Below are 22,624 nucleotides of genomic sequence, written 5' to 3'. Positions count from 1 at the left end.
GGGGAACGGGGAGCTGCGGAACGTAGGGCTGCTGCGGAACGCGGAGTCGGCAGGCAACCAGGGGTGCGGGATCCCTCGATCCGGCGTTCCGCGGAACGCCTCCGCGGGAAGGAGCGCCCGGCCGGCACCGCCGGCTGACCGCGAACCGCAGCACTCCCGGACCACCCCGCTCGCGTTCCGCGGAACGCACCACGGCCCGTCCCGCGACCCGGTGATCCTTCGGAACCCGCCTGCTCGACCGCGTTCCGCGGAACGCACCCCAGCACCGTTCCGCCGGCCGGCCGGCCGGGCGGCGGGCCGGCCCGACCGCCGGCGGGCGGACCGGCCGGGCGGCGCCGTCGACGGTCCCGGCCGGTGGGCCCCGCACCACCGGCCGGGGGCCGGCACCGGTCGACGGCGCCGACCGTCAGCCGCCGCCCTGCTCCCGCAGGAGCGCGGCGGCGTCCCGGGTGATCTCGGAGTGTCGCCGACAGTGCTCGTGATGGCCGGCGTGCGCGCCGCAGGCCGCCGAGCTCGCCTCGCAGGCGAGCATCGCGGCCTCCACCGCTGCCCGGGCGACGGCCTCGTCCCCGTGCCTCCGGCACAGCACCCGCGCGGCGGCCGAGCACAGGTCCGCGCAGTCCAGCGCGAGCAGCACCTCGCGCTCCATGCCGCCGGCCCCGACCATCGCCGACGCACAGGCGGTGCTCGCCCGCTCGGCCTCGTGCAGGATCTCGACGACGGCCGCCGGGGTCGTGACGCCGGCAGCCTCCAGCACGTCGTGGCTCATGTCCTTCTCCTCTCCGTGGTGACGGTCACCACGGCCGAGCCTGACAGCCGACACACCGTTGCGCCCGGCAACTCAGTCTTCCGTCGGGTGAGTCCCGGGCCCGCCCGATCCGGGACCTCAGTCCTCCCGCAGGTGCGGCCGCCCCGCGGGCTGGAACAGGCAGAGCAGCGCCCGCCGGTCCCGGTCGGACCGGTTCGGCCCCGACGAGTGCAGCATCAGCGTCGGGAACAGCACGACGTCACCGGCGACGGCCCGGATCGTGACCGGCGCCGGCTCCCCGGGCCGGGGCCCCTCGCCGTCCGGGCGTGGACCGGTCCGATGACTGCCGGGGACCAGGCGGAGCGCGCCGTTGCCGTCGTCGGCGTCGTCCAGGAACACCATCGCGGTGACCACCTCGGCGGCAGCCCGCGGATCCAGGAAGCGGGCCAGGAACGAGTGGTCGGTGTGCCAGATGAACGCCGAACCGACCCGGGCCCGCTTGAAACTGATCTTCGACGTCAGCAGGCCGACCCGGTCCGTGCCGAGCATCCGGGCAGCCGGGCCGGTCAGCCGCGGATCCTCGGCACAGCGGGCGAGCCGGTCGTCGAGATGCGCGACCGGGCGCAGGTTGCGCACCACGTCGCCGCCGGGTTCCCGGTGCACCGACGTCGGCGCCCCACCGCGCAGGCCGACCGTGGTGGCGATCCGACGGCCGTCACCGGACACCGTCTCGTGCACGACGTCGGCCGCAGCGGCCAGCGCCACCGCGGCCTCCACGGCGTCGCGGAGCCCGGCGAGCTCGTCACCGGTGAACACTCCACGGCAGATCTCGAATCCGGGCATCCCACACCTTCCTTGTTGAACATGGATATCGATACTATTTTGTGGTGACCGATCCCGATGGGTACACGACCGCCATGCGCAGCCTGTGGGGCGGCGCGGACTACCGCCCGCTCGCCGCGCGACTCGCACCCGCATCCCGTGCCCTGGTCGACACCGTCGCACCCGGCGGCACCGAGCAGGTGCTCGATGTCGCCGCGGGTACCGGCACCGCCGCGCTCATGCTCCGGGAGCGGGGCGCCGCGGTGCTCGCGACCGATCTCGCACCCCGGATGGTCGAGCTCGGCCGGGAGCGGACCGCGGGGACCGGGATCGTCTGGCTGGAGGCCGACGCGGAGGACCTACCGTTGCCGGACGGCAGCGCCGACGTCGTCGTGTCGAGCTTCGGACTGATCTTCGCCCCGCGGCCGGAGACCGCACTGGCCGAGCTGCGCCGGGTGCTCGCGCCGGGGGGCCGGCTGGCCTTCACGGCGTGGACGCCGGACGGGTTCATGGGGCGGATGACCACGGCGATGCGGGCGCACACCGGCACCCCGCCGGGGGTCGCCGACCCGCTCGACTGGGGAGTCCCGGACACGGCGCGCCGGCGGCTGGCCGGATTCGCCGGGATCCGGGTCTCCGCACACCGGCTGCCGTGGCACTTCGACTCGCCGGCGGCGATGACCACCTTCCTGCGCCGGCACTCCCCCGCGCACGCCGCCGCCGCGACCGGGCTGGGCGGGCGCGCGAGCGCGATGTTCGACGACGTCGAGGCACTCGCCGGACCGGCGGACCGGCCGGTCCGGCTCGACGCGGAGTTCCTCGTCGTCGATGCGACCGCGCCGACCCGGTGACGGCGCCGCCCGGCCCGGCCGGCCCGGCCGGCCACATCGCGGCGACGACCACGACGACGACCACGACGACGACCACGGCGACCGAGGCGACGGCCACCGGCGCGACGCGCATCACCCGCCCGGGTGACCCGTCGTCGTCCACCGGACCGACCCGCCGGGGCCGACCTGCACCGTTCACCGGCGGTGACGATTCGTCGCACCACACCGACTCCTTGGGGTCTCGAACGGCGACCGCCCCAAGATGTAGTGTCCGCGGCGCTGGTGGTTCACCGGCCCGCCCGGGCCGGTGAGGCAACAGGGAACCCGGTGCGAATCCGGGACTGCCCCGCAGCGGTGAACGGGAACGACCGCCGTCAACGAGCACTGGGAGCGATCCCGGGAAGCGACGGCCAGTAGGAGCGTGCACGACGCCCGTGAGTCCGAAGACCTGCCACCGGTGCGCGCGCCGCCGGCGTGCGCAGCTCCGGGGCCTCGCGGGAGGGCGCCAGGGTGCGGCGGTCCCGGACCGTCGTCGCCTCCTCGCGCGGGTCACGGACCGACGGCGACTCGCGAGGAGAGAGACCCGTGACCGCAAGCACCGCTCCCCCTGCATCCGCGCACGGCACGGCCCCGCCCGGCCTGCGGGTGATCCGCCGTGACGGCTCCGAGACCACCTTCGACGCCGGCAAGATCTCGGTCGCGATGACCAAGGCGTTCCTGGCCGTCGAGGGTGGCCCGGCTGCGGCGTCGTCGCGGCTGCACCATCTCGTCGGCGAGCTGACCGACCAGGTCGTCGCGGCACTCGCCCGGCATCCCGCGCCCGGCGTGCACGTCGAGCAGATCCAGGACCAGGTCGAGCTGGCCCTGATGCGCGGCGGGCACCACAAGGTCGCCCGCTCCTACGTCCTCTACCGGGAGCAGCACGCACAGGCCCGCGACGCCGCACCCGCCGCCCCGGGCACACCGACCGTGCACGTCACCCAGCCGGACGGCAGCCGGGTCCCGCTGGACCGCGACCGGGTCGACACCGTGCTCGCCGAGGCGTGCGCGGGCATCGACGACGTCTCGCCGGAGCCGGTGCTCGCCGAGCTGGACCGCACCGTCTACGACGGCATCACCGCCGACGAGCTGTCCCAGGCACTCGTCATGGCCGCCCGCACGCTGGTCGAGCGGGAACCGGACTACTCGCTGGTCGCGTCCCGGCTGCTGCTGGACCGGCTGCGCACCGAGGCCGTGTCACACCTGTCCGGCACCCGGGAGACGCCCGACCAGGCCACGATGACGCAGCGGTACGCCTCCTACACCAGGGACTACCTGCGCCGCGCGATCGACATCGGGCTGGTCGATCCGGAGCTCGCCACGTTCGACCTGGACCGGGTCACCGCCGCGGTCCGCCCCGAGCGCGACCTGCAGATCGGCTTCCTCGGCCTGCAGACCCTCTACGACCGCTACCTCCTGCACGAGCGCGGCACCCGCTTCGAGCTGCCGCAGGCGTTCTTCCTGCGGGTCGCGACGGGCCTGGCGATCCGCGAGGTCGATCGCGAGGCGCGCGCGATCGAGTTCTACGAGCTGCTGTCGAGCTTCGACTTCATGGCGTCCACCCCGACGCTGTTCAACTCGGGCACCACCCGGGCCCAGCTGTCGTCGTGCTTCCTCACCACCGTCGACGACGACCTGGACTCCATCTTCGGCGGTTACCGCAACAACGCGCTGCTCGCGAAGTACTCCGGCGGCCTGGGCAACGACTGGACCCCGGTCCGCGGCCTCGGCGCGCACATCCGCGGCACCAACGGCGTCTCGCAGGGCGTCGTCCCGTTCCTCAAGATCGCCGGGGACACCGCCGTCGCGGTCAACCAGGGCGGCAAGCGCAAGGGCGCCGCGTGCGCCTACCTGGAAACCTGGCACGTCGACATCGAGGAGTTCCTCGACCTGCGCAAGAACACCGGCGACGACCGGCGCCGCACGCACGACATGAACACCGCGAACTGGGTTCCCGACGAGTTCCTGCGCCGGGTCCAGGCCGACGCGGACTGGACGCTGTTCTCCCCGGACGAGGTCCCCGACCTGCACGACCTCTACGGCACCGCGTTCGCCCGGCGCTACCGCGAGTACGAGGCCGCCGCCGGCCGCGGCGAGATCCGGGTGCACCGGACGGTGCGCGCGGTCGACCTGTGGCGCCGGATGCTGACCATGCTGTTCGAGACCGGGCACCCGTGGATCACCTTCAAGGACCCGTGCAACCTGCGCAGCCCGCAGCAGCACGCCGGGGTGGTGCACTCGTCGAACCTGTGCACCGAGATCACCCTGAACACCCAGGCCGGGCCGGACGGCGAGGTCGCGGTCTGCAACCTCGGCTCGGTGAACCTGGCCGCGCACACCGGGCCGGACGGGCTCGACGCCGACAAGCTGCGGCGCACGGTCACCACGGCCGTCCGGATGCTGGACAACGTCGTGGACATCAACTTCTACACGATCCCGGAGGCCCGCCGGTCCAATCTGCGGCACCGCCCGGTCGGCCTGGGGATGATGGGCTTCGCCGACGCGCTGTTCCTGCAGCGGATCGCGCCGGGCAGCGACGCCGCCGTCGAGTTCGCCGACCGCAGCGCCGAGGCGCTCAGCTTCCACGCGATCGCCGCGTCGTCGGACCTCGCGGTAGAGCGCGGCCGCTACGCCTCGTTCGACGGCTCGCTGTGGAGCCGCGGCATCCTGCCGATCGACTCGCTGGAACTGCTCGCGGCCGCCCGCGAGGAGGGCGAGCTGGACGTCGACCGCTCCACCACCCTCGACTGGGACACCCTGCGTGCGACGGTCCGGCGCCAGGGCATGCGCAACTCCAACGTGCTCGCGATCGCCCCGACCGCGACGATCTCGAACATCTGCGGGGTCGCCCAGTCGATCGAGCCGATCCACCTGAACCTGTACGTGAAGTCCAACATGTCCGGCGACTTCACCGTGGTGAACCCGCACCTGGTCCGCGACCTCAAGGAACGCGGGCTCTGGGACGAGGTGATGGTCGCCGACCTGAAGTACTTCGACGGCTCGCTGGCCGAGATCGACCGGGTGCCCGCCGACCTCAAGGAGCTGTACGCGACGGCGTTCGAGATCGAGCCGCGCCGGCTGATCGCGGCCGCGTCGCGCCGGCAGAAGTGGCTCGACCAGGCCCAGTCGCTGAACCTCTACCTGGCCGGTCCGAGCGGCCGCAAGCTCGACGAGCTGTACCGGCTGGCCTGGCGCAGCGGCTGCAAGACCACCTACTACCTGCGGACCCGGGCCGCGACGTCGGTGGAGAAGTCCACCCTCAAGGGCACCGACGGGCGGCTCACCGGGGTGCCGAGCAGCGCCGGCGCGGGCGGCTCCCCGGCAGGCACCGCCCCGGCGGTCCCGGTGAACGGCACCCCGCCGGCCCCGGCGGGCTCCACCGCCGGCGGCATGGAGCTCGATCTCGATCCCGCCGCCGCCTGCTCGATCGACGACCCCGACTGCGAGGCCTGCCAGTGACCACCGTGGACAGCACCACCGGCGCCCGGACCGACCCCGCCGACGCGACCGGCCTCGGTGAGATCGAGCGCGGCGCCGCCCCGGTGCACGCCGACGACAAGCGCATGATCAACGCCCGGACCGACGTCAACCAGCTGCTCCCGATGAAGTACCACTGGGCGTGGGAGAAGTACCTGGCCGGCTGCGCCAACCACTGGATGCCGACCGAGGTCGCCATGCAGGCCGACATCGCGCTCTGGCGCACCCCCGGCGGCCTCACCGACGACGAACGGCTGATGCTGACCCGCAACCTCGGCTTCTTCGCCACCGCCGAGTCGCTGGTCGCGAACAACATCGTGCTCGCCGTCTACCGGCACCTCACCAACCCCGAGTGTCGGCAGTACCTGCTGCGCCAGTCGTTCGAGGAGGCCGTGCACACGCACACCTTCCAGTACGTCTGCGAGTCGCTCGGGCTCGACGAGGGCGCGCTGTTCAACGCCTACCGCGAGGTCCCCTCGATCACCGACAAGGACACCTGGGCGCTGCGCTACACCCAGGCGCTGTCCGATCCGGACTTCCGCACCGGCACCCCGGAGAACGACCGGGCGTTCCTGCGCGACCTGATCGCGTTCTACGTGGTGTTCGAGGGCATGTGGTTCTACACCGGCTTCGCCCAGATCCTGGCCCTCGGGCGACGCAACAAGATGGTCGGGATCGCCGAGCAGTACCAGTACATCCTGCGCGACGAGTCCATCCACCTGAACTTCGGCATCGACTGCATCAACCAGATCAAGATCGAGAACCCGCACCTGTGGACGCCGGAGTTCGCCACGGAGATCCGCGGCATGCTGCACGAGGCGTGCGAGCTGGAGATCGCCTACGCTCGCGACACCATGCCGCGCGGGATGCTCGGGCTGACCGCCGAGTCGTGCGAGCAGTACCTGCGGTTCATCACCGACCGGCGGGCCGAGCAGATCGGGCTCGCGCCGCTGTTCGGGCAGGCCGAGAACCCGTTCCCGTGGATGAGCGAGGCGATGGACCTGCGGAAGGAGAAGAACTTCTTCGAGACGCGGGTGACCGAGTACCGCACCGGCGGCTCCCTGGAGTGGGACTGAGTCACTGAGCCGGACGGCCACCGGCCCGACCGCCGAGATGCGCATCAGTGTCCGGATGTGATCGACATTTCGCGCTGACGCGCATCTCGGCGGCGGCGGGCAGCAGCGTCCCGCCGTCGACGACGAGCACTCGGTCGGCGAGCGCGTCGACCGCCTCGTGGTCGTGGCTGACGAACAGCACCGCCAGCCCCTCGGACCGGCGCAGCTCACCCAGCAGGTCCAGGATCGCCCGCCGGTTCGCCGGGTCCAGCGAGGACACGATCTCATCGCACACCAGCAGCCGCGGCCCGGCCGCCAGTGCCCTGGCCAGCGCGACCCGCTGCTGCTGGCCGCCGGAGAGCCGGTCGGTGCGCCGGTCGAGCAGGTCCGCGGCCAGACCGACCCGCTCCAGCAGCACGGCCGGCGGCGCCGGCGTCCCGAAGATCCGGATCGGGGCGGCGAGCTCCGCGGCGACGGTGCGGCGCGGGTTGAGCGAGCGGGCCGGGTTCTGGAACACGTACTGCACGGCGCCGCGCTGGGCCCGGGTCCGGGCCCCGGCGCGACCGGCCAGCGGCACCCCGTCCAGGGTGGCGGTGCCATCGTCCGGGCGGTGCAGCCCGACAAGGCAGCGGGCCAGGGTGCTCTTGCCCGCGCCGGAGTTCCCGACCAGCCCGACGCACTCGCCGGCGCCGACGTCGAGATCGACCCGGTCGAGCACCGGATGCGCCCGGTACCCGGCGGTCAGCCCGCGGACCCGCAGCAGCGGCGCCGGGGCGGTCCCGGCGGACGGGCGCGTCCCCGCGGCGGCCTGCGCAGGGGCGGTCTGCGCCAAGGCGGCCTGCGCAGGGGTGGTCTGTGTCAGGGCGGCCTGCGCAGGGACGGCCTGTGCCAGGGCGGTCCGCACCGGGGTGATGGCCTGCGGCCCGGCCGGAGCACCGTCGACCACGGTGAGCACGTCGTCGACGAGATCGCGGACCGCCGCCAGGTCGTGCGTGACGACGAGCAGCGCGACGCCGCGGGCCCGCCGCCCGCGCACCAGGTCCAGCACCGCCGCCGCGGTGTCCGGGTCGAGCCCGGTCGTCGGCTCGTCGAGCACCAGCAGGTTCGGGTCGCCGACCAGGGCGAGCGCCAGCAGCAGCCGCTGCTGCTGGCCACCGGAGAGCTGGTGCGGGTAGCGGCGCAGGAATGCCGGGTCGCCGGGCAGCCCCACCCCGCGCAGCGTCGCGGACACCGCGTCCCGGCCGGTCCCGGCGCCGTGCGCGCGGTGCACGTCGCGGACCTGGGTGCCGATCCGCACCGACGGGCTCAGCCCGAGCGCCGGGTCCTGCGGGACCCAGCCGACGGCGCGACGGCCGGGACCGCCGCCGAACCGGACCGTCCCGCCGGCCCGCAGCCCGGGTGCGAGCGCCCCGGTCACCGCGCGGACCAGGGTGCTCTTGCCCGACCCGGACGGCCCGACCACGGCCAGCCCGCGGCCGTCGCCGAGCACCAGGTCGATCCCGGACAGCAGCGGGCGGCCGCCGGCGTCGTGCACCGAGAGCCCCGGCGCGACCAGCGCGTCCGGGCCGTCCCCGGCCCGCAGCGGGACCGGCACCGGCCGGCGCGGGGTGTCCCGGGCGGCGCGCGAGTCGGCCAGCAGGTTCACCGACACCACCAGCAGCACGATCATCAGGGCCGGGGCGAGCACCGCCGGAGGCTGCACGGTCAGCCCGCCCTGGTTCGCGGCGATGTCCAGCGCCCAGTCCGGGGTGTTCGGCGGCAGCCCGAGCCCCAGGTAGCCGCCCGCGGTGACCACCGACAGGGTCGCCGTCAGCCGCATCCCGGCGTCCGCGGCGACCACCGGGACGATGTTCGGGGCCACCTCGCGGAAGGCGATCCGGCGCAGCGGCTCGGCCCGGGCCTGCGCCGCCTCGACGTACCCGGCCGACGCCTCCTCCAGCACGGCGCCGCGGACCACCTTCACCACCCACGGCAGCGCGGTGAGCGCCCCGGCGGCGACCAGCGCCGGGGCGCCGCGGCCGGCCGCCGTCGCCAGCACCGCGAGCACCAGGAACCAGGGCAGCACGACGAGCACGTCGACCGGCCGCATGATCCAACCGTCCGCGGACCGGCGCAGCCCGGCGAGCAGCCCGGCCGGGAAGCCGACCAGGTAGGCCGCGGCCAGCGCGGTCACGGTGATCAGCGCCAGCCGCCAGCCGCCGTGCAGTACCCGGGACAGCACGTCGCGGCCGAGCCGGTCGGTGCCCAGCAGATGCCCGGCGGACGGGCCGTCGAACGGGACGCCGACGGTGGCGCCCGGGTCCCACGGGGCCAGCAACGGCCCGGCCGCGACCAGCACGACCAGCACGGCCAGGCCCACGGCGACCAGCCGGCCGGGATCACGCCACCCGGCACCCGGACCGGGCCCGTTCTCCGGCCCGGTGCCGGGAGCGTCCTGCCGCCCGGTTCCGGGTGCGGCCGGGCCCCGGCGGCTCACCGGCGCCCGTCCAGGACCGCGCGGCGGGCGAGCGGGCTGGCGGCCAGCGCGGCGAGATCGGCGAGCAGGTGCACCGTCACGCCGAACACCGCCATCAGCACCGCGGCCGCCGCGACGACCGGGAAGTCGCGCAGCGCGATCGCCCGCACCAGCTCCTGGGCCAGGCCCGGGTAGGAGAACACGGTCTCGACGACGGCCACCCCGCCGACCAGCCCGGCCACCGATCCGGCGATCGGCGGCAGCGCCGCGGCCAGCGCGACCGGGGCCACGTAGCGGGCGAACAGCCGGGTGTGCCCGACGCCGTGCAGCGCCGCCGTGCGCAGCGGCTCCCCGGCGACCAGCTCGGCGGTGCGCGCCCGGATCACCCGCACCGGATGCGGCACCAGCCCGGCGAGCAGCGCGAGCACCGGCAGCACGAGCACCTCGGGGCGGGCCAGCGGGCTCGTCCCGGACGGCACCAGCGACACCGCGGGCAGCAGCCGCCAGCCGAGCGCGACGACCGCGATCAGCACCACCCCGATCACGAACGACGGCACCGCCTCCGCGGTGAGCGCGCCGGTGCTCACCGCCCGGTCGGTGCGGGTCCCGGCGCGGACCCCGGCGAGCACGCCGAGGCCCAGCGCCAGCGGGAACAGCAGCGCCACCGTGACCGACGCGAGCACCAGGCTGTTGCCGATCCGGGCGCCGAGCACGTCGGCGACCGGGCGGCCGGACAGCAGCGAGCTGCCGAGATCGCCGCGCAGCAGCCCGCCGGCCCAGGACCCGAACCGCTCGACCGGGCCGCGGTCCAGCCCGAGCTCGGCGCGCAGCGCGGCGACCTGCTCGGGCGGCAGCGCGCCGGAACGGCCGCTCTGCGCCAGGATCGTCTCGGCGGCGTCCCCGGGCAGCGTCTCGAACAGCCCGAACACCACGACCGCCACCACGACGAGCACCAGCGCCGCGCCGGCGAGCCGGCCGAGCAGGTACCGGATCACCGGCCGGGTCCTGTCACGCCGAGAGCCACACGCCGCGGTAGCTCGCCCAGTCGTCGTTGCCGAGGACGAACTCGGGCACGCCCTGCACCGACGGCGCGATCCCGGCCGGCTGCTTGACGAAGTTGTGCACGATCAGGCCGCCGGTGTCGAACAGCGTCTGCTGCAGCTCGGTGTAGAGCGCGGCCCGCTCGTCGACGTCGAGCGTGCCGCGGGCCGCCAGGAAGGTCGCGTCCCACTCCGGGTCGCGCCAGCCGGCGTTGCCGGGGGCGTCGGAGACGGTGGTCTGGCCGTAGAAGTAGTCCAGGCTGTAGTTCCACCAGTTGTTGTGGGTGAGCGGGCGCTGCCCGGAGACCTGCGCGGCGTAGTTGTCGGCCGGGACGGTCTCCAGGTTCACCGTGATCCCGGACTCGCGGGCCTGCTCGGCGAACAGCGTCGCCGAGTCCAGCTGGCCGGGGCTGGAGTCGGCGGTGGTGAGGGTGACGGTCAGGTTCTCCTGCCCGGCCTGGCGGAGCAGCTCGCGGGCCCCGGCCGGGTCGTGCGCGCGCTGCGGGATGTCGCTCGCGTAGAACGGCGCGCCCAGCCCGTAGAGGTCGTTGCCGACCTCGGCGAACCCCAGGTACACGGTGTCGGCCATGGCCTGCCGGTCGACGGCCAGGCGCAGCGCCTGCCGGACCCGGACGTCGTCGAACGGCGGGGTGTCGGCCCGCATCTGGAGTGCCGCCATGGTGCCGAGCCGGGGCTCGACCAGCCGGAACGTCCCGTCGTCGGCGAGCGTCCTGGCGTGCAGCGGCGGGGTCTGGTCGATCATGTCGACCTCGCCGGAGCGCAGCGCGTTCACCCGCGCCTCCGGCTCCGCGATCTGCAGGATCTCGACCTCGTCGAGGTGCGCGACGCCGTCCCGGTACTCCGGGTTGCGCACCAGCAGCGCCCGCTCCCCCGGTGCCCACTCGCGGAGCACGAACGGCCCGGTGCCGACCGGCAGCGACGACGCGTCGAAGGTGTCGCTGCCCTCCTTGACGACGTAGACGTACCAGCCGGCCAGCACCGAACCGAGATCGGCGAGCGGCTCGGACAGCGCGACCTGCACCGCGAGATCGCCGTCCGCCCTGGTCCGGGACAGGTCCACCATGGACAGGTCGGCCGAGGACGGCTTTGCCGGGTCGAGCATCCGCTCGATGCTGTACAGGACGTCCCGCGAGGTGAGCGGGCTGCCGTCGCTGAACCGCACGCCGGACCGCAGGGTGATCCGCCACTCGCTGCCGTCGGCGTTCGGCTCCAGCGACTCGGCGAGCCGGTAGCGCAGCGTCAGGTCGTTCTCGTAGGCGACGAGCCGGTCCCAGACGTTCTTGGCGATCGCGCCGGCGGCGGCCGATCCGGCGACGTGCGGGTCCAGCACGTCCGCCGACGGCGACTGCCCGGCCAGCGCGACCCGCAGCCGGCCGCCGGGGCGCGGCGGGCCGGCGTCCGGCGCGGCCGGTTCCGTGCTGCTCCCGCACCCGCCCAGCGCGACCGCGCCGGCCAGGCCGGCCGCACCGAGCAGCAGTGCCCGCCGCGACAGCATCGTCCGCCGGGCGAGTTCGTCGATCCTCATGAAGAAGATTGATACATGAACAGCTACTCAAGTCTGCAGTGAGTCACATCACCTTCGTGGCCGGGGCAGCACCAGCGGCGTGCCGGTCAGCGGATCGGTCGTCACCAGCGCGTCCACCCCGAACACCGACGACACCAGCTCCTCGGTGACGATCTCGCCCGGCTCCCCCTCGGCGACGATCCGGCCGCAGGCCATCGCGATCAGGTGGTGCGCGTAGCGCGCGGCCAGCTCCAGGTCGTGCAGCACCATCACCACCGTGCGGCCCTGCTCGACGTTCACCGTGCGCAGCAGCTCCAGCACGTCGAGCTGGTGCGCCAGATCGAGGAACGTGGTCGGCTCGTCGAGCAGCATCGTCTCCGGGCGCTGGGCCAGCACCAGCGCGATCCAGGCCCGCTGGCGCTGCCCGCCGGACAGCTCGGCCACCGGCCGGTCCGCCAGATCGGCCAGCCCGGTCGCGGCCAGCGCGGCACCGACGGCCTCCTCGTCGTCCGGCGACCACTGCCGGAACCAGCGCTGGTGCGGATGCCGCCCACGCCCGACGAGATCGGCGACGGTGATCCCGTCCGGCGCGGTCGGCTGCTGCGGCAGCACCCCGACCCGGCGGGCGAGCTCGGTCGGGGGCAGCCGGGACAGCTCGGTGCCGTCCAGCAGCACCCGGCCGGCCTGCGGGCGCATCAGCCCGGCGAGGCCGCGCAGCAGGGTGGACTTGCCGCAGGCGTTCGGGCCGACGATCACAGTGATCCGACCGTCCGGGATCCGCACCGACTGCCCGTCGACGACCGGCTCCCCGGCCGCGTAGCCCAGGCTCAGGTGATGGCAGCTCAGGGTCATCCGCTCGCTCCGATCCGGTTGCCGCGCACCAGCAGCGCGATGAGCACGGGCGCCCCGACCAGCGCCGTGAGCACGCCGACCGGGAGCTCGCGCGGCGCGAACGCGGTGCGCGCCACCAGATCGGCGGTCACCACCACGAGCGCCCCGGTCCCGGCGCAGGCGAGCAGGCCGGGGCTGCGGTCGCGCAGCACCCGGCGGACGATCTGCGGCGCCACCAGCGCCACGAACCCGACCGGCCCGGCGGACGCGGTGGCCAGCGCGGACAGCCCGACCGCACCGGCCAGCAGCCCGGCCCGGGCCCGGCCGACCCGCGGGGACAGCGCGCGGGCCAGGTCGTCGCCGAGCTCGAGCACGGCCAGCCTGCGGGTCAGCGCCAGCATCGGCGGCAGCAGCAGGCACAGCCCGGCGGCGACCGGCACGACATCGGGCCAGGACCGGCCGGCCAGGCTGCCGACCAGCCAGACCGCGGCCTGGTAGGCGGCGTTGAAGTCGGCCCGGCTGAGCAGGAAGGTTGCCGCCGCGCCGAGGATCGCGGCCACCCCGATCCCGACCAGCACCAGCCGGTAGCCGGAGAAGCCGCCCCGGTAGGCGATCGCGTACACCGCGACGGCCGCCACCGCGGCCCCGGCGAGCGCGCCGCCGGTCACCCAGGCCGCGGTCGCCCCGAACCCGATGATCATCAGCACCGCGCCGGCCGAGGCGCCCGCGTTGATCCCGATCACGTCCGGGCTGACCAGCGGGTTGTGCGCGAGGCGCTGCAGCACCCCGCCGGCGACGCCGAACGCCGCCCCGACCAGCACCCCGGTCAGCGCACGCGGGATGCGGTGGTTCACCACCACGTCGTAGGTGATCAGGGTGCCGTTGCCGGCGAGCGTGTCCAGCACGGTCGGCAGCGGCACCGGGTACTGGCCGACCGTCGTCGCCCACAGCGCGACCAGCACCGCACCCAGCCAGGTCGCCACGGCGAGCAGCAGTCCGCGCAGCCCGAACCGGGCCGAGAACGGCCCGCGGCGCAGCACCACCGTACCGCCACTCACAGGGCGGTATCGACTCACAGGGCCGTATCGACTCATAAGGCGGCCACCTTCCGGGTCCGCACCAGGTACAGGAACACCGGCCCGCCCAGCAGCGCCGCCGTCACCCCGATCTGGACCTCCTCGGGGGCGAGCACCACCCGGCCGGCGACGTCGGCGAGCAGCACCACCGCCGCGCACAGCAGCGCGGACAGCGGCAGCACCCACCGGTGCGCCGTCCCGACGAGCAGCCGGGCCGCGTGCGGCGCGACCAGCCCGACGAACGCGACCGGGCCGGCCACCGCGGTCGCCGTCCCGGCCAGCACCACGACGGCGACCAGGCCGGTCACCCGGGTCACGCCCGGCCGGGCACCCAGGCTGCGGGCGGTGTCGTCGCCGAGCGCGACCGCGTCGAGCCGGCGCACCAGGACCACCGCGAGCAGCACCCCGGCCACCGCGAACGGCACCGCCTGGCCGACCGTGACCAGATCGGCCCGCGCCAGCGACCCGATCACCCAGTACCGGTAGCGCGCGAACAGGTCCCGGTCGAGCAGGACGAACGCCGAGGTCATCGCCATGATCAGGGCGGAGACGGCGGCGCCGGCGAGTGCCAGCTTCACCGGGGTCGCGCCGTCCCGGCCGGAGCCGCCGATCGCGTAGACCGCCGCGGCCGCGATCGCGCCGCCGAGGAAGCCGAACCAGACGTAGCCGCTCAGCGACCCGACGCCGGTCAGCGCGATGACGGCGATCATCGCGCCGGCCGCGCCGGCGTTCACGCCGAGTGTGCCCGGCCCGGCCAGCGGGTTGCGGGTGACGCCCTGCGCGACCGCGCCGGCCAGCCCGAGGCAGGCCCCGGCCAGCAGCCCGGCGACGGTGCGCGGCAGCCGGATGTGCCGGACGACGATGTCGGACTGCGTCCCGCTGAAGTGCAGCAGCCCGGCGTGCAGCTCGGCCCAGGCCAGCGGGCGGGCGCCCACCTTCAGCGAGGCGACGACCGCGACCGCGACCAGCAGCACCGCCGCCGGGAGCGCCCAGGGCGCGGCCGCGCGGACCCGGACCCCGGTGGGCGGCCGGACCGGGGCGGCGACGCTCACTCCGGGTGGACCAGGTCCGCGACCCGCTCGGCGGCGTAGGGAGCGCGCAGGCTGGCGGCCCGGTCCGCGAACAGGAACGCGTGCACCGCACCCTCCCGGACGGCGGTGCTGCCCGACAGCGCCGGATCGCCCAGGATCTGCGCGACGTCGGCCTCCCCGTCGGCGTCGACGGTGGCCGGATCGCAGCAGGTGGAGGTGAGGATGACGTCCGGGTCCCTGGCGATCAGCTCCTCCTTCGACACCGCCACGTGCCGGCGCTCGGTCAGGTCGGCGAACACGTTCTCGGCGCCGGCCATCTCCAGGATCCGGCTGCCGAAGTCGATGCCCGACGCCACCCGGTAGCTGCCGTCGTCGTCGTTGAGCAGGATCGCGACCCGCGGCGCGGGCCTGCCCTCGACCCGCTCCTGCACCGCGGCCACCCGCGCCTGCAGGTCGGCGACCAGCTCGCCGGCCCGCTCCTCGGCCCCGAGGATCCTGCCCAGCGAGCGCAGGTCGTCGTAGATGGTGTCCATCGACACCTGGGCCGGATCGATGGCCTCGTCGGAGGCGCCGTCCTCGGTCGGGCACAGCGGGGCGTTGATCCAGGTCCGGACGCCCAGCTCGGCCAGGTCCGCCCGGGTGCTGACGGTCTCGTTGCCGCTCGCCGCGAACGAGTTGTTGTACCCGGACAGCACGAAGTCGGGTTCGGTGGCGAGCAGCGCCTCCCGGGTGGGGAGATCGGGGACGTGGGGGACCGCCTCCTGCGCCTGGGTGAACTCGGCCAGCACCGGCGCGTCCAGGTAGGCGGTGCCGACCAGCCGGTCGCTCACGCCGAGCGCGTGCAGCGTCTCGATCGCCGGCTGGTAGAAGGCGTAGATCCGCTGCGGCGGCTCCGGGACGGTCACCTCGATCCCGCAGTTGACCTCGGTCACCGGCTCGCCGCTGCCCGCGGCGGGCGCGTCGGGCGCCGGCGGGCCGCCGCAGGCGGTGAGGACCAGTGCGGCGGCGGCCGCGACGGCGACCGGCAGGATCCGGCGGGGAACGGACCGGGGGGACATCGCGGCTCCACAGCGTCGACGGGCTCACAAGACACCTGACAAGTTGTTCATATGTCCTGGATGTCGTGAGATCCATCGTGCGGCCGGATTTTGTCCGGAACGTCACCCGGTCATCGGGCGGCGCGCAGCAGCTCCGTCCACCGGCGCAGCACCGGCTCGTCGGCGAGATCGGGGAAGTTCAGGTCCGGATTGCCCTCGGCGCGCCAGCGCTCGACCAGCGACATGATCCGCACCGGGTCCAGGCCCAGGTCGAGCAGGTCGTCGTCGGGGCCGATGGTCGCCGGATCGCAGCCGAGCAGCTCGGCGACGTCGGCCCGGATCCGTTCCTCGATCGGCAGGGTCATCGGTTCACTCCTCGTCGTCGGGGCCGGTTCCGGCCGCCGTGCGGTCCTGCAGTGCCGCGCGCAGCTCGCGCCTGCTGGTCTTGCCGACCCCGGTGACCGGGAACGCGGGTCGATCTCGACCAGGTCGGGGTCCTTGAACGCGGCCACCCCGCGCTCGCGGACGAAACGCCGCAGCACGGCGCCGGTCGGGGCACCACCGGGGCGGGGCACCACCCACGCCTGGGTGCGCTCGCCGAGGTACTCGTCGGGGACACCGACGACGGCGGCGTCCAGCACGTCCGGGTGCGCCATCAGGTGGTCCTCCACCTCGGACGGGGCGACCTTCTCGCCGCCCCGGTTGATCTGTTCCTTCACCCGGCCGACGACCTCGATGTGCCCGGTCGGGCGGCGCCGCACCAGGTCGCCGGTGCGGTAGAAGCCGTCCGCGGTGAACGCCGTCGCGTTGTGCGCGGCGGCCCGGTAGTAGCCGCGGATGGTGTACGGGCCGCGGGTGAGCAGCGCCCCGGCCCGGCAGGGCTCCACCAGCGCGTCGGACGGTGCGGCCGGGTCGTCGGGATCGACGATCCGGATCTCGTCGTCCGGCGAGATCGGGCGGCCCTGGGTGGTCAGGACGAGCTCGTCCGGGTCGTCGAGGCGGGTGTAGTTGACCAGGCCCTCGGCCATCCCGAAGACCTGCTGCAGCCGGCAGCCCAGCGCCGGGCCGATCCGGGCGGCGGCCAGCGGCGGGACCAGACCGGTGATCGTCACCCGCTCCTGTTCGACCAGCTCGAACGCGGTGGCCGGGTCCGGCGCCGGGGCCAGCACCGAGGCCGCTCCGGCGTGCAGGGCCCCGAGCACGCCCGGCGAGCTGAGCGGGAAGTTGTGCGCCACCGGCAGCGCCGCCAGGTACACGCTGTCCGGGCGCAGGCCGCAGATCCGGGCGCTCTCCCGGACGCTGTAGAGGTAGTCGTCGTGGGTGCGCGGGATCAGCTTGGGCAGCCCGGTGGACCCGCCGGAGAGCTGCAGGAACGCCACCTCGCCCGGGTCGCGGGCGGGCAGCTCGCGGGCGGGGGCGGCGGCCAGCTCGGCCAGCCCGGCCGTGCCCGCGGTGGTGCCGCCCGATCCGGTGTCCAGGACGACCACCTCCCGGACCGACCCGACCGCGTCGGCGGTGGCCCTGGCGAGCGCGCCGTGGTCGAAGCGGGCGTGCGCGTCGACGGTGATCACGGCGATCGCCGCGGACCACTCGGCGACGTGGCGCAGCTCGGTGCCGCGGTGCGCGGGCAGCACGAACACCGGCCGGGCGCCGAGCCGGAACAGCGCGAACACCACCGGCAGGAACTCCGGCACGTTCGGCAGCTGGAGCACCACGTTGTCGCCCGGCCGGACGCCGAGGTCGTGCAGCCCGGCCGCGAGCCGGCGTGCCCGGTCGTCCAGTTCGGCGACGGTCCACTGCTGCGCCACCGGGCCGGTGCGGCCGACGACCGCGGTGCGCTCCGGGGGCGCCGCGGCGAGCCCGGACAGCCAGGCCCCGAACGTCTCGCCGCGCCAGTGGCCGAGCGCGCGGTAGCGGTCGGCGACCTCCGGCGGCCACGGCACGTGCTCGGGATCGGTCAACGCATGTCCTTCCGGGTGGCGGTCCGGTACAGGCCGGGGTGTCACAGGCCGAGGCTCGCGCCGCCGTCGACGGTCAGGGCCTGCATGGTGATGTGCCGCGCGGTGTCCCCGGCCAGGAACAGCACGGCGGCGGCGACGTCGGCGGCCAGCGGCAGCACCCGCGCACCGTCACCGGCCAGCGCCCCGGCGGTGCCGACGACGGCGGCGCCCCGGTCCAGCTGGTGGGATGACCCCGCTCACGGGGCGCCCTGGTCCGCCAGCTGCTCGGTGACGTCGGCCAGGTCCTGCTCGGTGGGCGCGTCGTCCTGGGTCAGGTCGGCCCGCCAGTAGCCGGTGAAGGCGACCGCGCGCTTGTCCAGGCCGCGCTCGCCGACCAGGTGCCTGCGCACCGCCCGGACCGCCGATGCCTCCCCGGCCACCCAGCCGAACACCTCGTCGGCGCGGTCCGGCAGCGACACCGCCCGCACCGCGTCGAGCAGCGACGCCGGCCGGTGCACCCAGTGCACGGCGAGCTCCGCCCGCGAGGTCAGCCGCTGCTCCTCGGCCGGGCCGGCCACCTCGACCACCGCGACCGCGCGGACGCCGGCCGGCAGCGACTCCAGGATCGCCCCGATCGCCGGGAGTGCGGTCTCGTCCCCGGCCAGCAGCCGGACCGGCTGCCCGGACGGCGTCCGGTACCCGGCGACGGCCGGGCCGAGCACGCCCACCGCGTCGCCGATCGCGGCGGCGGCCGCCCACCGGCTCGCCGGACCGGCCGGGCCGGAGCCGCCGGTCGTCCCGTGCAGCACGAAGTCGATCACCATCCGGCCGGCGTCGGGATCCAGCGAGCGCACCGTGTACGACCGCATCCACGGCCTGCGCTCCTCGGGTACGGCCAGGTAGCGGGCGTACCACCCGGCAACGCCGCTGCCGTCCTCCGGCGCGGCCGGGATCTCCGGGATCCCGCCGTCCCGGGCGAGGAACAGCTTCACCTGCTGGTCGGGGGCGACCGACGCGGCGCCGCGCCAGTCGTCGGACTCCAGGGTGATACGGCGCATCAGCGGGGTCAGCGGCTCGATCCCGGCCACCCGGCCGAGGACGTACGGGGGCAGGGGCTGGGTCACGGGCTCTCCTCGACTGTGGCTGTGGCAGTAGGGGTGGCGGTGCGGGCCGGCACGAGTCGCCAGCCGCGGGCCCGCCGGCGGGACTCCTGGAAGGCGGCGTAGCGGCCGCCGAGCGCCACCAGCTCGGTGTGCGTGCCCTGTTCGACGATCCGGCCGTAGTCGAGCACGACGATCCGGTCCGCCCCGACCACGGTGGGCAGCCGGTGCGCGATCACCAGCACGGTGGAGCGGCGGGCGAGCGCCCGCATCGAACCGGTGAAGAACTGCTCGTTCTCCGGGTCCAGCGCGGCGGTGGCCTCGTCGAGCAGCACGATGTCGGCGTCCTTGAGCAGCGCCCTGGCGATCGACACCCGCTGGCGCTCGCCGCCGGACAGCGAGGTGCCGCCCTCGCCGACCCGGGTCGCCCAGCCGTCGGGCAGCCGCTGCACGATCTCGGTGACGCCGGCCAGCCGGGCCGCCTCGGCGAGCTCGCCGGGCGTCGCGTCCGGCCTGCCGAGCCGGACGTTGTCCTCCAGCGTGCCGTCGAACAGGTAGACGTCCTGGAAGACGAGCGCCAGCTGGGCCATCAGGTCCTCGGTGGTCTGGTCGCGGACGTCGGCCCCGCCGACCCGGACGGTCCCGGCGTCGACGTCGGCGAACCGGGCGATCAGCCGGGTCACCGTGGTCTTGCCGGATCCGGAGGCGCCGACCAGCGCGACCGTGCTGCGCGGCGGGATCCGCAGCGACACCTCGCGCAGCACCGGCGTCCCCGGCTGGTAGCCGAAGCTCACCCGGTCCAGCTCGACGGCGCCGGGTTCCGGGCGGGCGGCCGAGGCGGCCGGCTCGGGCAGCGGCTCCTCGGAGAGCACCGCGACCAGCCGGCGCAGGTCGTTGCGGGCGATCCGGACGACGCCCGCGTAGTCGCCGACCTCGGCCAGCGGGCCGGTGAACCGGGCCGCGAGCGCGACCAGCGCGATCATCCGGACCGGATCGAGGGTGCCGCCGAGCGCGAGGAAGGCGCCGGTCAGGATGAGCACGCTGAACGCGACCTGCACCGCGAACCCGCCCGCGACGATGCCGGCGGTGGCCAGCCAGATCGAGCGGCGCCCGGCGCGGCGCTGGTCCTCGATCGCGTCCTCCAGCGGGGCGTAACCGCCGGCGCCGCGGCCGAAGGCGCGCAGCACCCGCTGGGCGCGGGCGAACTCCACGACCCGGTTCCCGGCGGCCACCGCGGCGGCGTCGTCGAGCTCGTCGCCGCGGCCCACCCAGCGGGCCGCGAACCGGAACGCCAGCCACAGCAGCGGCGCGCAGACCGCGGCGGCAACCGCGAGCCGCCAGTCGAACAGCAGCATCGCCAGCGCGATCGTGGCCGGCGTGGCGACCGCGACGACCAGCGGCGTCAGCAGGTGCGCGAACAGTCCGGCCACCATCATCGTGCCGCCGGTGACCAGCCGGGACAGCCGGCCGACCCGCTCGGCGGAGAACCAGCCCAGCGGCAGCGACGAGACGTGGTCGCCGAGCCGCTCGTGCATCGTGGTCAGCACCACCAGCGCCACGCCGAAGCCGCGCATGGCCTGCACGTGGTAGGCCACGCAGGCCAGCACGACGGCGAGCAGCAGCACGCCGGTCCAGGTCCGGGCCGCCGCGGTGTCGCCGACCAGCAGCGCCTCCAGGAACGGGACGAGCAGCACCGTGGCGAGGCCCTGCAGTACGCCGAAGCCGGTCACCCAGGCCAGGTAGCCGAACATCCGGCGCCGGTGCTGCGGGCCGAGGATCAGCAGCAGGTCGGAGATCATCGGGCGTCGTCCTCCCCGGACCGGTGCGCGGCCCACATCGCGGCGTAGCGGCCGCTCGCGGCGAGCAGCTCGTCGTGCGTCCCGGACTCGACGATCCGGCCGTCGTCGACGACGGCGATCCGGTCGGCGCCGGTGATCGTCGGGAGCCGGTGCGCGACGACCAGCACGGTGCGGCCGGCGGCCAGCCCGGACAGCGCGTCCTGGATCTCGGCCTCGGACTCCGGGTCGGCGAACGCGGTCGCCTCGTCGAGCACCAGCACCGGGGTGTCAGCGAGCAGCGCGCGGGCGATCGACACCCGCTGCGCCTCGCCGCCGGAGAGCAGCGCGTCCTCCCCGACGACGGAGTCGTAGCCGAGGGGCAGCGCGAGGATCCGGTCGTGGATCCGGGCGGTCCGGCAGGCGTCGTGCAGCTCGTCGTCGGTGGCGTCCGGGCGGCCGAGCCGGACGTTGCCGGCGATCGTGCCGTGCAGCAGCTGGACGTCCTGCAGCACGAACCCGACGTGCCGGTACAGCGCCGCCGGATCGATCTCCCGCACGTCCACGCCGCCGATCCGCAGCGCACCGCCGGTCACGTCGTGGAACCGGGCGACCAGGGTGGCCAGCGTGGTCTTGCCGGCGCCGGACGGGCCGACCAGCGCGGTGACCGTCCCCTCCGGACAGTCCAGGTCGATCCCGCGCAGCACCTCGGCACCGTTGCCACCGCCGTAGGAGAACCGGACGCCGGACAGCTCGATCCGGTGCCCGGCGGGTTCGCGCGGCTCGTCCGGCTCCGGCAGCACCGGGGTCGCCAGCAGCTCGTGCAGCCGCAGCGCCGCCGCAGCGGCGGTGCGCCGGTTGGACGCGCCGAAGCCGAGCGCGGTGATCGTGGTCGGAACGACCAGCGAGACCAGGATGCCGGTCATCGCCTCGACCGGGGTGATCCAGCCGGCGCCGACGAACCAGGCAGTCCCGGCGCAGGCGACGAGCAACACCACCGGCGCCGAGATCGCCATCGTCGCGATCACCTCGATCCGCAGCATCGGGCGGACCCACTCGGAGTAGAACCGGCCGAAGTCGCGGGCGGCCTCGGCGTAGCCGCGGTGCGCCCGGCGGGCCTGGCCGAACGTCTTGACCACGGCGATGCCGGACACGAACTCGACGACGGCCGAGCTGATCCGCTCGTTGCCGGCGTTCATCTGCTCGACCTTCTCGGTGTAGCCGCGCATCATCCAGGCGTAGGCCGCGGCGTACCAGGGCAGCGTCACCAGCGCGAGCAGCGCCAGCCGCCAGTCCAGCCAGGCGAGGTAGCCGATCCCGGCGATCGGCAGCACCCAGGCGCCGACCCACTCGACCGGATGGTGCGCGACGACCTGGTGCAGGTCGTGCACGTCGTCCTGGGCGGCCTTGCGGACCATCCCCGAGGAGCGCTCGGAGAACCAGCCCAGCGGCACCCGGCCCAGGTGCGCGGCCATCCGGCGGCGCAGCAGCGCCTGCAGCCGGACGTCGGTGAAGTGGGTCAGCGCCAGCGCCAGGCCGGTGATCACGCCGCGGGCGCCGAGCCCGCCGACGATCAGCCACACCGCGCCGAGCACCGCGCCGTCGTCCGGCGGGCCGGGTTCCAGGAACGCCGCGGCCAGCCCGGCGAGCGCGACGAACGGCACCAGCGCGGCCGCCGAGCCGATCGCGGCCAGCACCTGCGCGACCCGGATGGTGCCCCGGACCGGCCGGAGCAGGTCGGCCAGCGCGGCGGACTCGGCGCGGGCGCGGGCCCGCGGGTCCGGTGCGGGCTCGACCGCCGGGCCGGCCGGGACCTGCTGCTCGTCGATGGTCGTGGTCACGA

General features: G+C 74.9%; 16 protein-coding genes, 2 pseudogenes and 1 riboswitch. Of the genes and pseudogenes, 3 read left to right on the top strand and 15 right to left on the bottom strand.

Annotation, left to right across the window (positions count from 1 at the left end; genetic code table 11):
- Window positions 1-406 precede the first annotated feature (406 nt).
- Window positions 407-769, bottom strand: a complete 363-nt coding sequence (locus ACVJO7_RS24440; protein ID WP_491674817.1) for a four-helix bundle copper-binding protein — start codon at window positions 767-769, stop codon at window positions 407-409.
- 117 nt (window positions 770-886) lie between these two features.
- Window positions 887-1,591 (bottom strand): phytanoyl-CoA dioxygenase family protein, encoded by a 705-nt coding sequence (locus ACVJO7_RS24435; RefSeq protein ID WP_491674816.1) that lies wholly within the window; start codon window positions 1,589-1,591, stop codon window positions 887-889.
- Between the two features lie 44 nt (window positions 1,592-1,635).
- On the opposite strand from ACVJO7_RS24435, the gene ACVJO7_RS24430 reads away from it, so the two are divergent.
- From ACVJO7_RS24430 to ACVJO7_RS24420, 3 genes are all read left to right on the top strand, one after another.
- A complete protein-coding gene (locus ACVJO7_RS24430; protein WP_491674815.1) occupies window positions 1,636-2,421 on the top strand; it encodes a class I SAM-dependent methyltransferase in 786 nt (261 codons plus the stop codon).
- A 245-nt stretch (window positions 2,422-2,666) separates the two neighbouring features.
- Window positions 2,667-2,870, top strand: a riboswitch (cobalamin riboswitch).
- Window positions 2,871-2,985: 115 nt separating this feature from the next.
- Window positions 2,986-5,898: a ribonucleoside-diphosphate reductase subunit alpha gene (locus tag ACVJO7_RS24425; protein ID WP_491674814.1), complete on the top strand. Its 2,913-nt coding sequence runs from the start codon at window positions 2,986-2,988 to the stop codon at window positions 5,896-5,898.
- A gap of 5 nt (window positions 5,899-5,903) precedes the next feature.
- Entirely contained in the window at window positions 5,904-6,992 is a 1,089-nt protein-coding gene (locus ACVJO7_RS24420) for a ribonucleotide-diphosphate reductase subunit beta (RefSeq protein ID WP_491674813.1), read from the top strand.
- Between the two features lies 1 nt (window position 6,993).
- On the opposite strand, the gene ACVJO7_RS24415 is transcribed toward ACVJO7_RS24420, so the two are convergent.
- From ACVJO7_RS24415 to ACVJO7_RS24355, 13 genes and pseudogenes are all read right to left on the bottom strand, one after another.
- Complete coding sequence (locus tag ACVJO7_RS24415; protein WP_491674812.1) at window positions 6,994-9,447, bottom strand: ABC transporter ATP-binding protein/permease; 2,454 nt, start codon at window positions 9,445-9,447, stop codon at window positions 6,994-6,996.
- The gene (locus tag ACVJO7_RS24410; protein ID WP_491674811.1) at window positions 9,444-10,421 is read right to left on the bottom strand and encodes an ABC transporter permease; all 978 of its coding nucleotides are present in this window, start codon (window positions 10,419-10,421) and stop codon (window positions 9,444-9,446) included. The genes ACVJO7_RS24415 and ACVJO7_RS24410 overlap by 4 nt, the downstream gene beginning before the upstream one ends.
- A gap of 13 nt (window positions 10,422-10,434) precedes the next feature.
- Window positions 10,435-12,012 (bottom strand): ABC transporter substrate-binding protein, encoded by a 1,578-nt coding sequence (locus tag ACVJO7_RS24405; RefSeq protein ID WP_491674810.1) that lies wholly within the window; start codon window positions 12,010-12,012, stop codon window positions 10,435-10,437.
- A 48-nt stretch (window positions 12,013-12,060) separates the two neighbouring features.
- Entirely contained in the window at window positions 12,061-12,843 is a 783-nt protein-coding gene (locus tag ACVJO7_RS24400) for an ABC transporter ATP-binding protein (RefSeq protein ID WP_491674809.1), read from the bottom strand.
- Window positions 12,840-13,880 carry a FecCD family ABC transporter permease gene (locus ACVJO7_RS24395; RefSeq protein ID WP_491674808.1) on the bottom strand — a complete coding sequence of 347 codons (1,041 nt, stop codon included), beginning with the start codon at window positions 13,878-13,880 and terminating at the stop codon, window positions 12,840-12,842. The genes ACVJO7_RS24400 and ACVJO7_RS24395 overlap by 4 nt, the downstream gene beginning before the upstream one ends.
- 32 nt (window positions 13,881-13,912) lie before the next feature.
- Window positions 13,913-14,950 carry a FecCD family ABC transporter permease gene (locus tag ACVJO7_RS24390; protein ID WP_491674807.1) on the bottom strand — a complete coding sequence of 346 codons (1,038 nt, stop codon included), beginning with the start codon at window positions 14,948-14,950 and terminating at the stop codon, window positions 13,913-13,915.
- Window positions 14,947-15,987 (bottom strand): ABC transporter substrate-binding protein, encoded by a 1,041-nt coding sequence (locus ACVJO7_RS24385; RefSeq protein ID WP_491674806.1) that lies wholly within the window; start codon window positions 15,985-15,987, stop codon window positions 14,947-14,949. The genes ACVJO7_RS24390 and ACVJO7_RS24385 overlap by 4 nt, the downstream gene beginning before the upstream one ends.
- Window positions 15,988-16,097: 110 nt before the next feature.
- Window positions 16,098-16,301 (bottom strand): annotated as a pseudogene (locus ACVJO7_RS24380) (phosphopantetheine-binding protein); the annotation flags it as partial.
- Window positions 16,302-16,335: 34 nt separating this feature from the next.
- Window positions 16,336-17,927, bottom strand: a pseudogene (locus tag ACVJO7_RS24375) ((2,3-dihydroxybenzoyl)adenylate synthase).
- Between the two features lie 41 nt (window positions 17,928-17,968).
- Window positions 17,969-18,085, bottom strand: a complete 117-nt coding sequence (locus ACVJO7_RS24370; RefSeq protein WP_491674805.1) for an SDR family oxidoreductase — start codon at window positions 18,083-18,085, stop codon at window positions 17,969-17,971.
- Between the two features lie 78 nt (window positions 18,086-18,163).
- Window positions 18,164-19,030, bottom strand: coding sequence for a siderophore-interacting protein (locus tag ACVJO7_RS24365; protein WP_344021008.1), 867 nt, complete (start codon window positions 19,028-19,030; stop codon window positions 18,164-18,166).
- Window positions 19,027-20,805, bottom strand: a complete 1,779-nt coding sequence (locus ACVJO7_RS24360) for an ABC transporter ATP-binding protein (RefSeq protein ID WP_491674804.1) — start codon at window positions 20,803-20,805, stop codon at window positions 19,027-19,029. Before ACVJO7_RS24360 ends, ACVJO7_RS24365 begins: the two co-directional genes overlap by 4 nt.
- Window positions 20,802-22,622 (bottom strand): ABC transporter ATP-binding protein, encoded by a 1,821-nt coding sequence (locus ACVJO7_RS24355; protein ID WP_491674803.1) that lies wholly within the window; start codon window positions 22,620-22,622, stop codon window positions 20,802-20,804. The genes ACVJO7_RS24360 and ACVJO7_RS24355 overlap by 4 nt, the downstream gene beginning before the upstream one ends.
- Between the last annotated feature and the right edge of the window lie 2 nt (window positions 22,623-22,624).

Source organism: Pseudonocardia sp. DxW (genome assembly GCF_058448985.1).
The sequence above is the reverse complement of the archived record's forward strand: the minus strand, read 5'-3'. Positions and strand labels throughout refer to the sequence as shown.

Bases quoted from the DNA above. Each gene is read 5' to 3' on its own strand.
- ACVJO7_RS24385 (WP_491674806.1), bottom strand. From the start codon at position 15,987: ATGTCCCCCCGGTCCGTTCCCCGCCGGATCCTGCCGGTCGCCGTCGCG.
- ACVJO7_RS24435 (WP_491674816.1), bottom strand. From the start codon at position 1,591: ATGCCCGGATTCGAGATCTGCCGTGGAGTGTTCACCGGTGACGAGCTC.
- ACVJO7_RS24400 (WP_491674809.1), bottom strand. From the start codon at position 12,843: ATGACCCTGAGCTGCCATCACCTGAGCCTGGGCTACGCGGCCGGGGAG.
- ACVJO7_RS24405 (WP_491674810.1), bottom strand. From the start codon at position 12,012: ATGAGGATCGACGAACTCGCCCGGCGGACGATGCTGTCGCGGCGGGCA.
- ACVJO7_RS24360 (WP_491674804.1), bottom strand. From the start codon at position 20,805: ATGATCTCCGACCTGCTGCTGATCCTCGGCCCGCAGCACCGGCGCCGG.
- ACVJO7_RS24440 (WP_491674817.1), bottom strand. From the start codon at position 769: ATGAGCCACGACGTGCTGGAGGCTGCCGGCGTCACGACCCCGGCGGCC.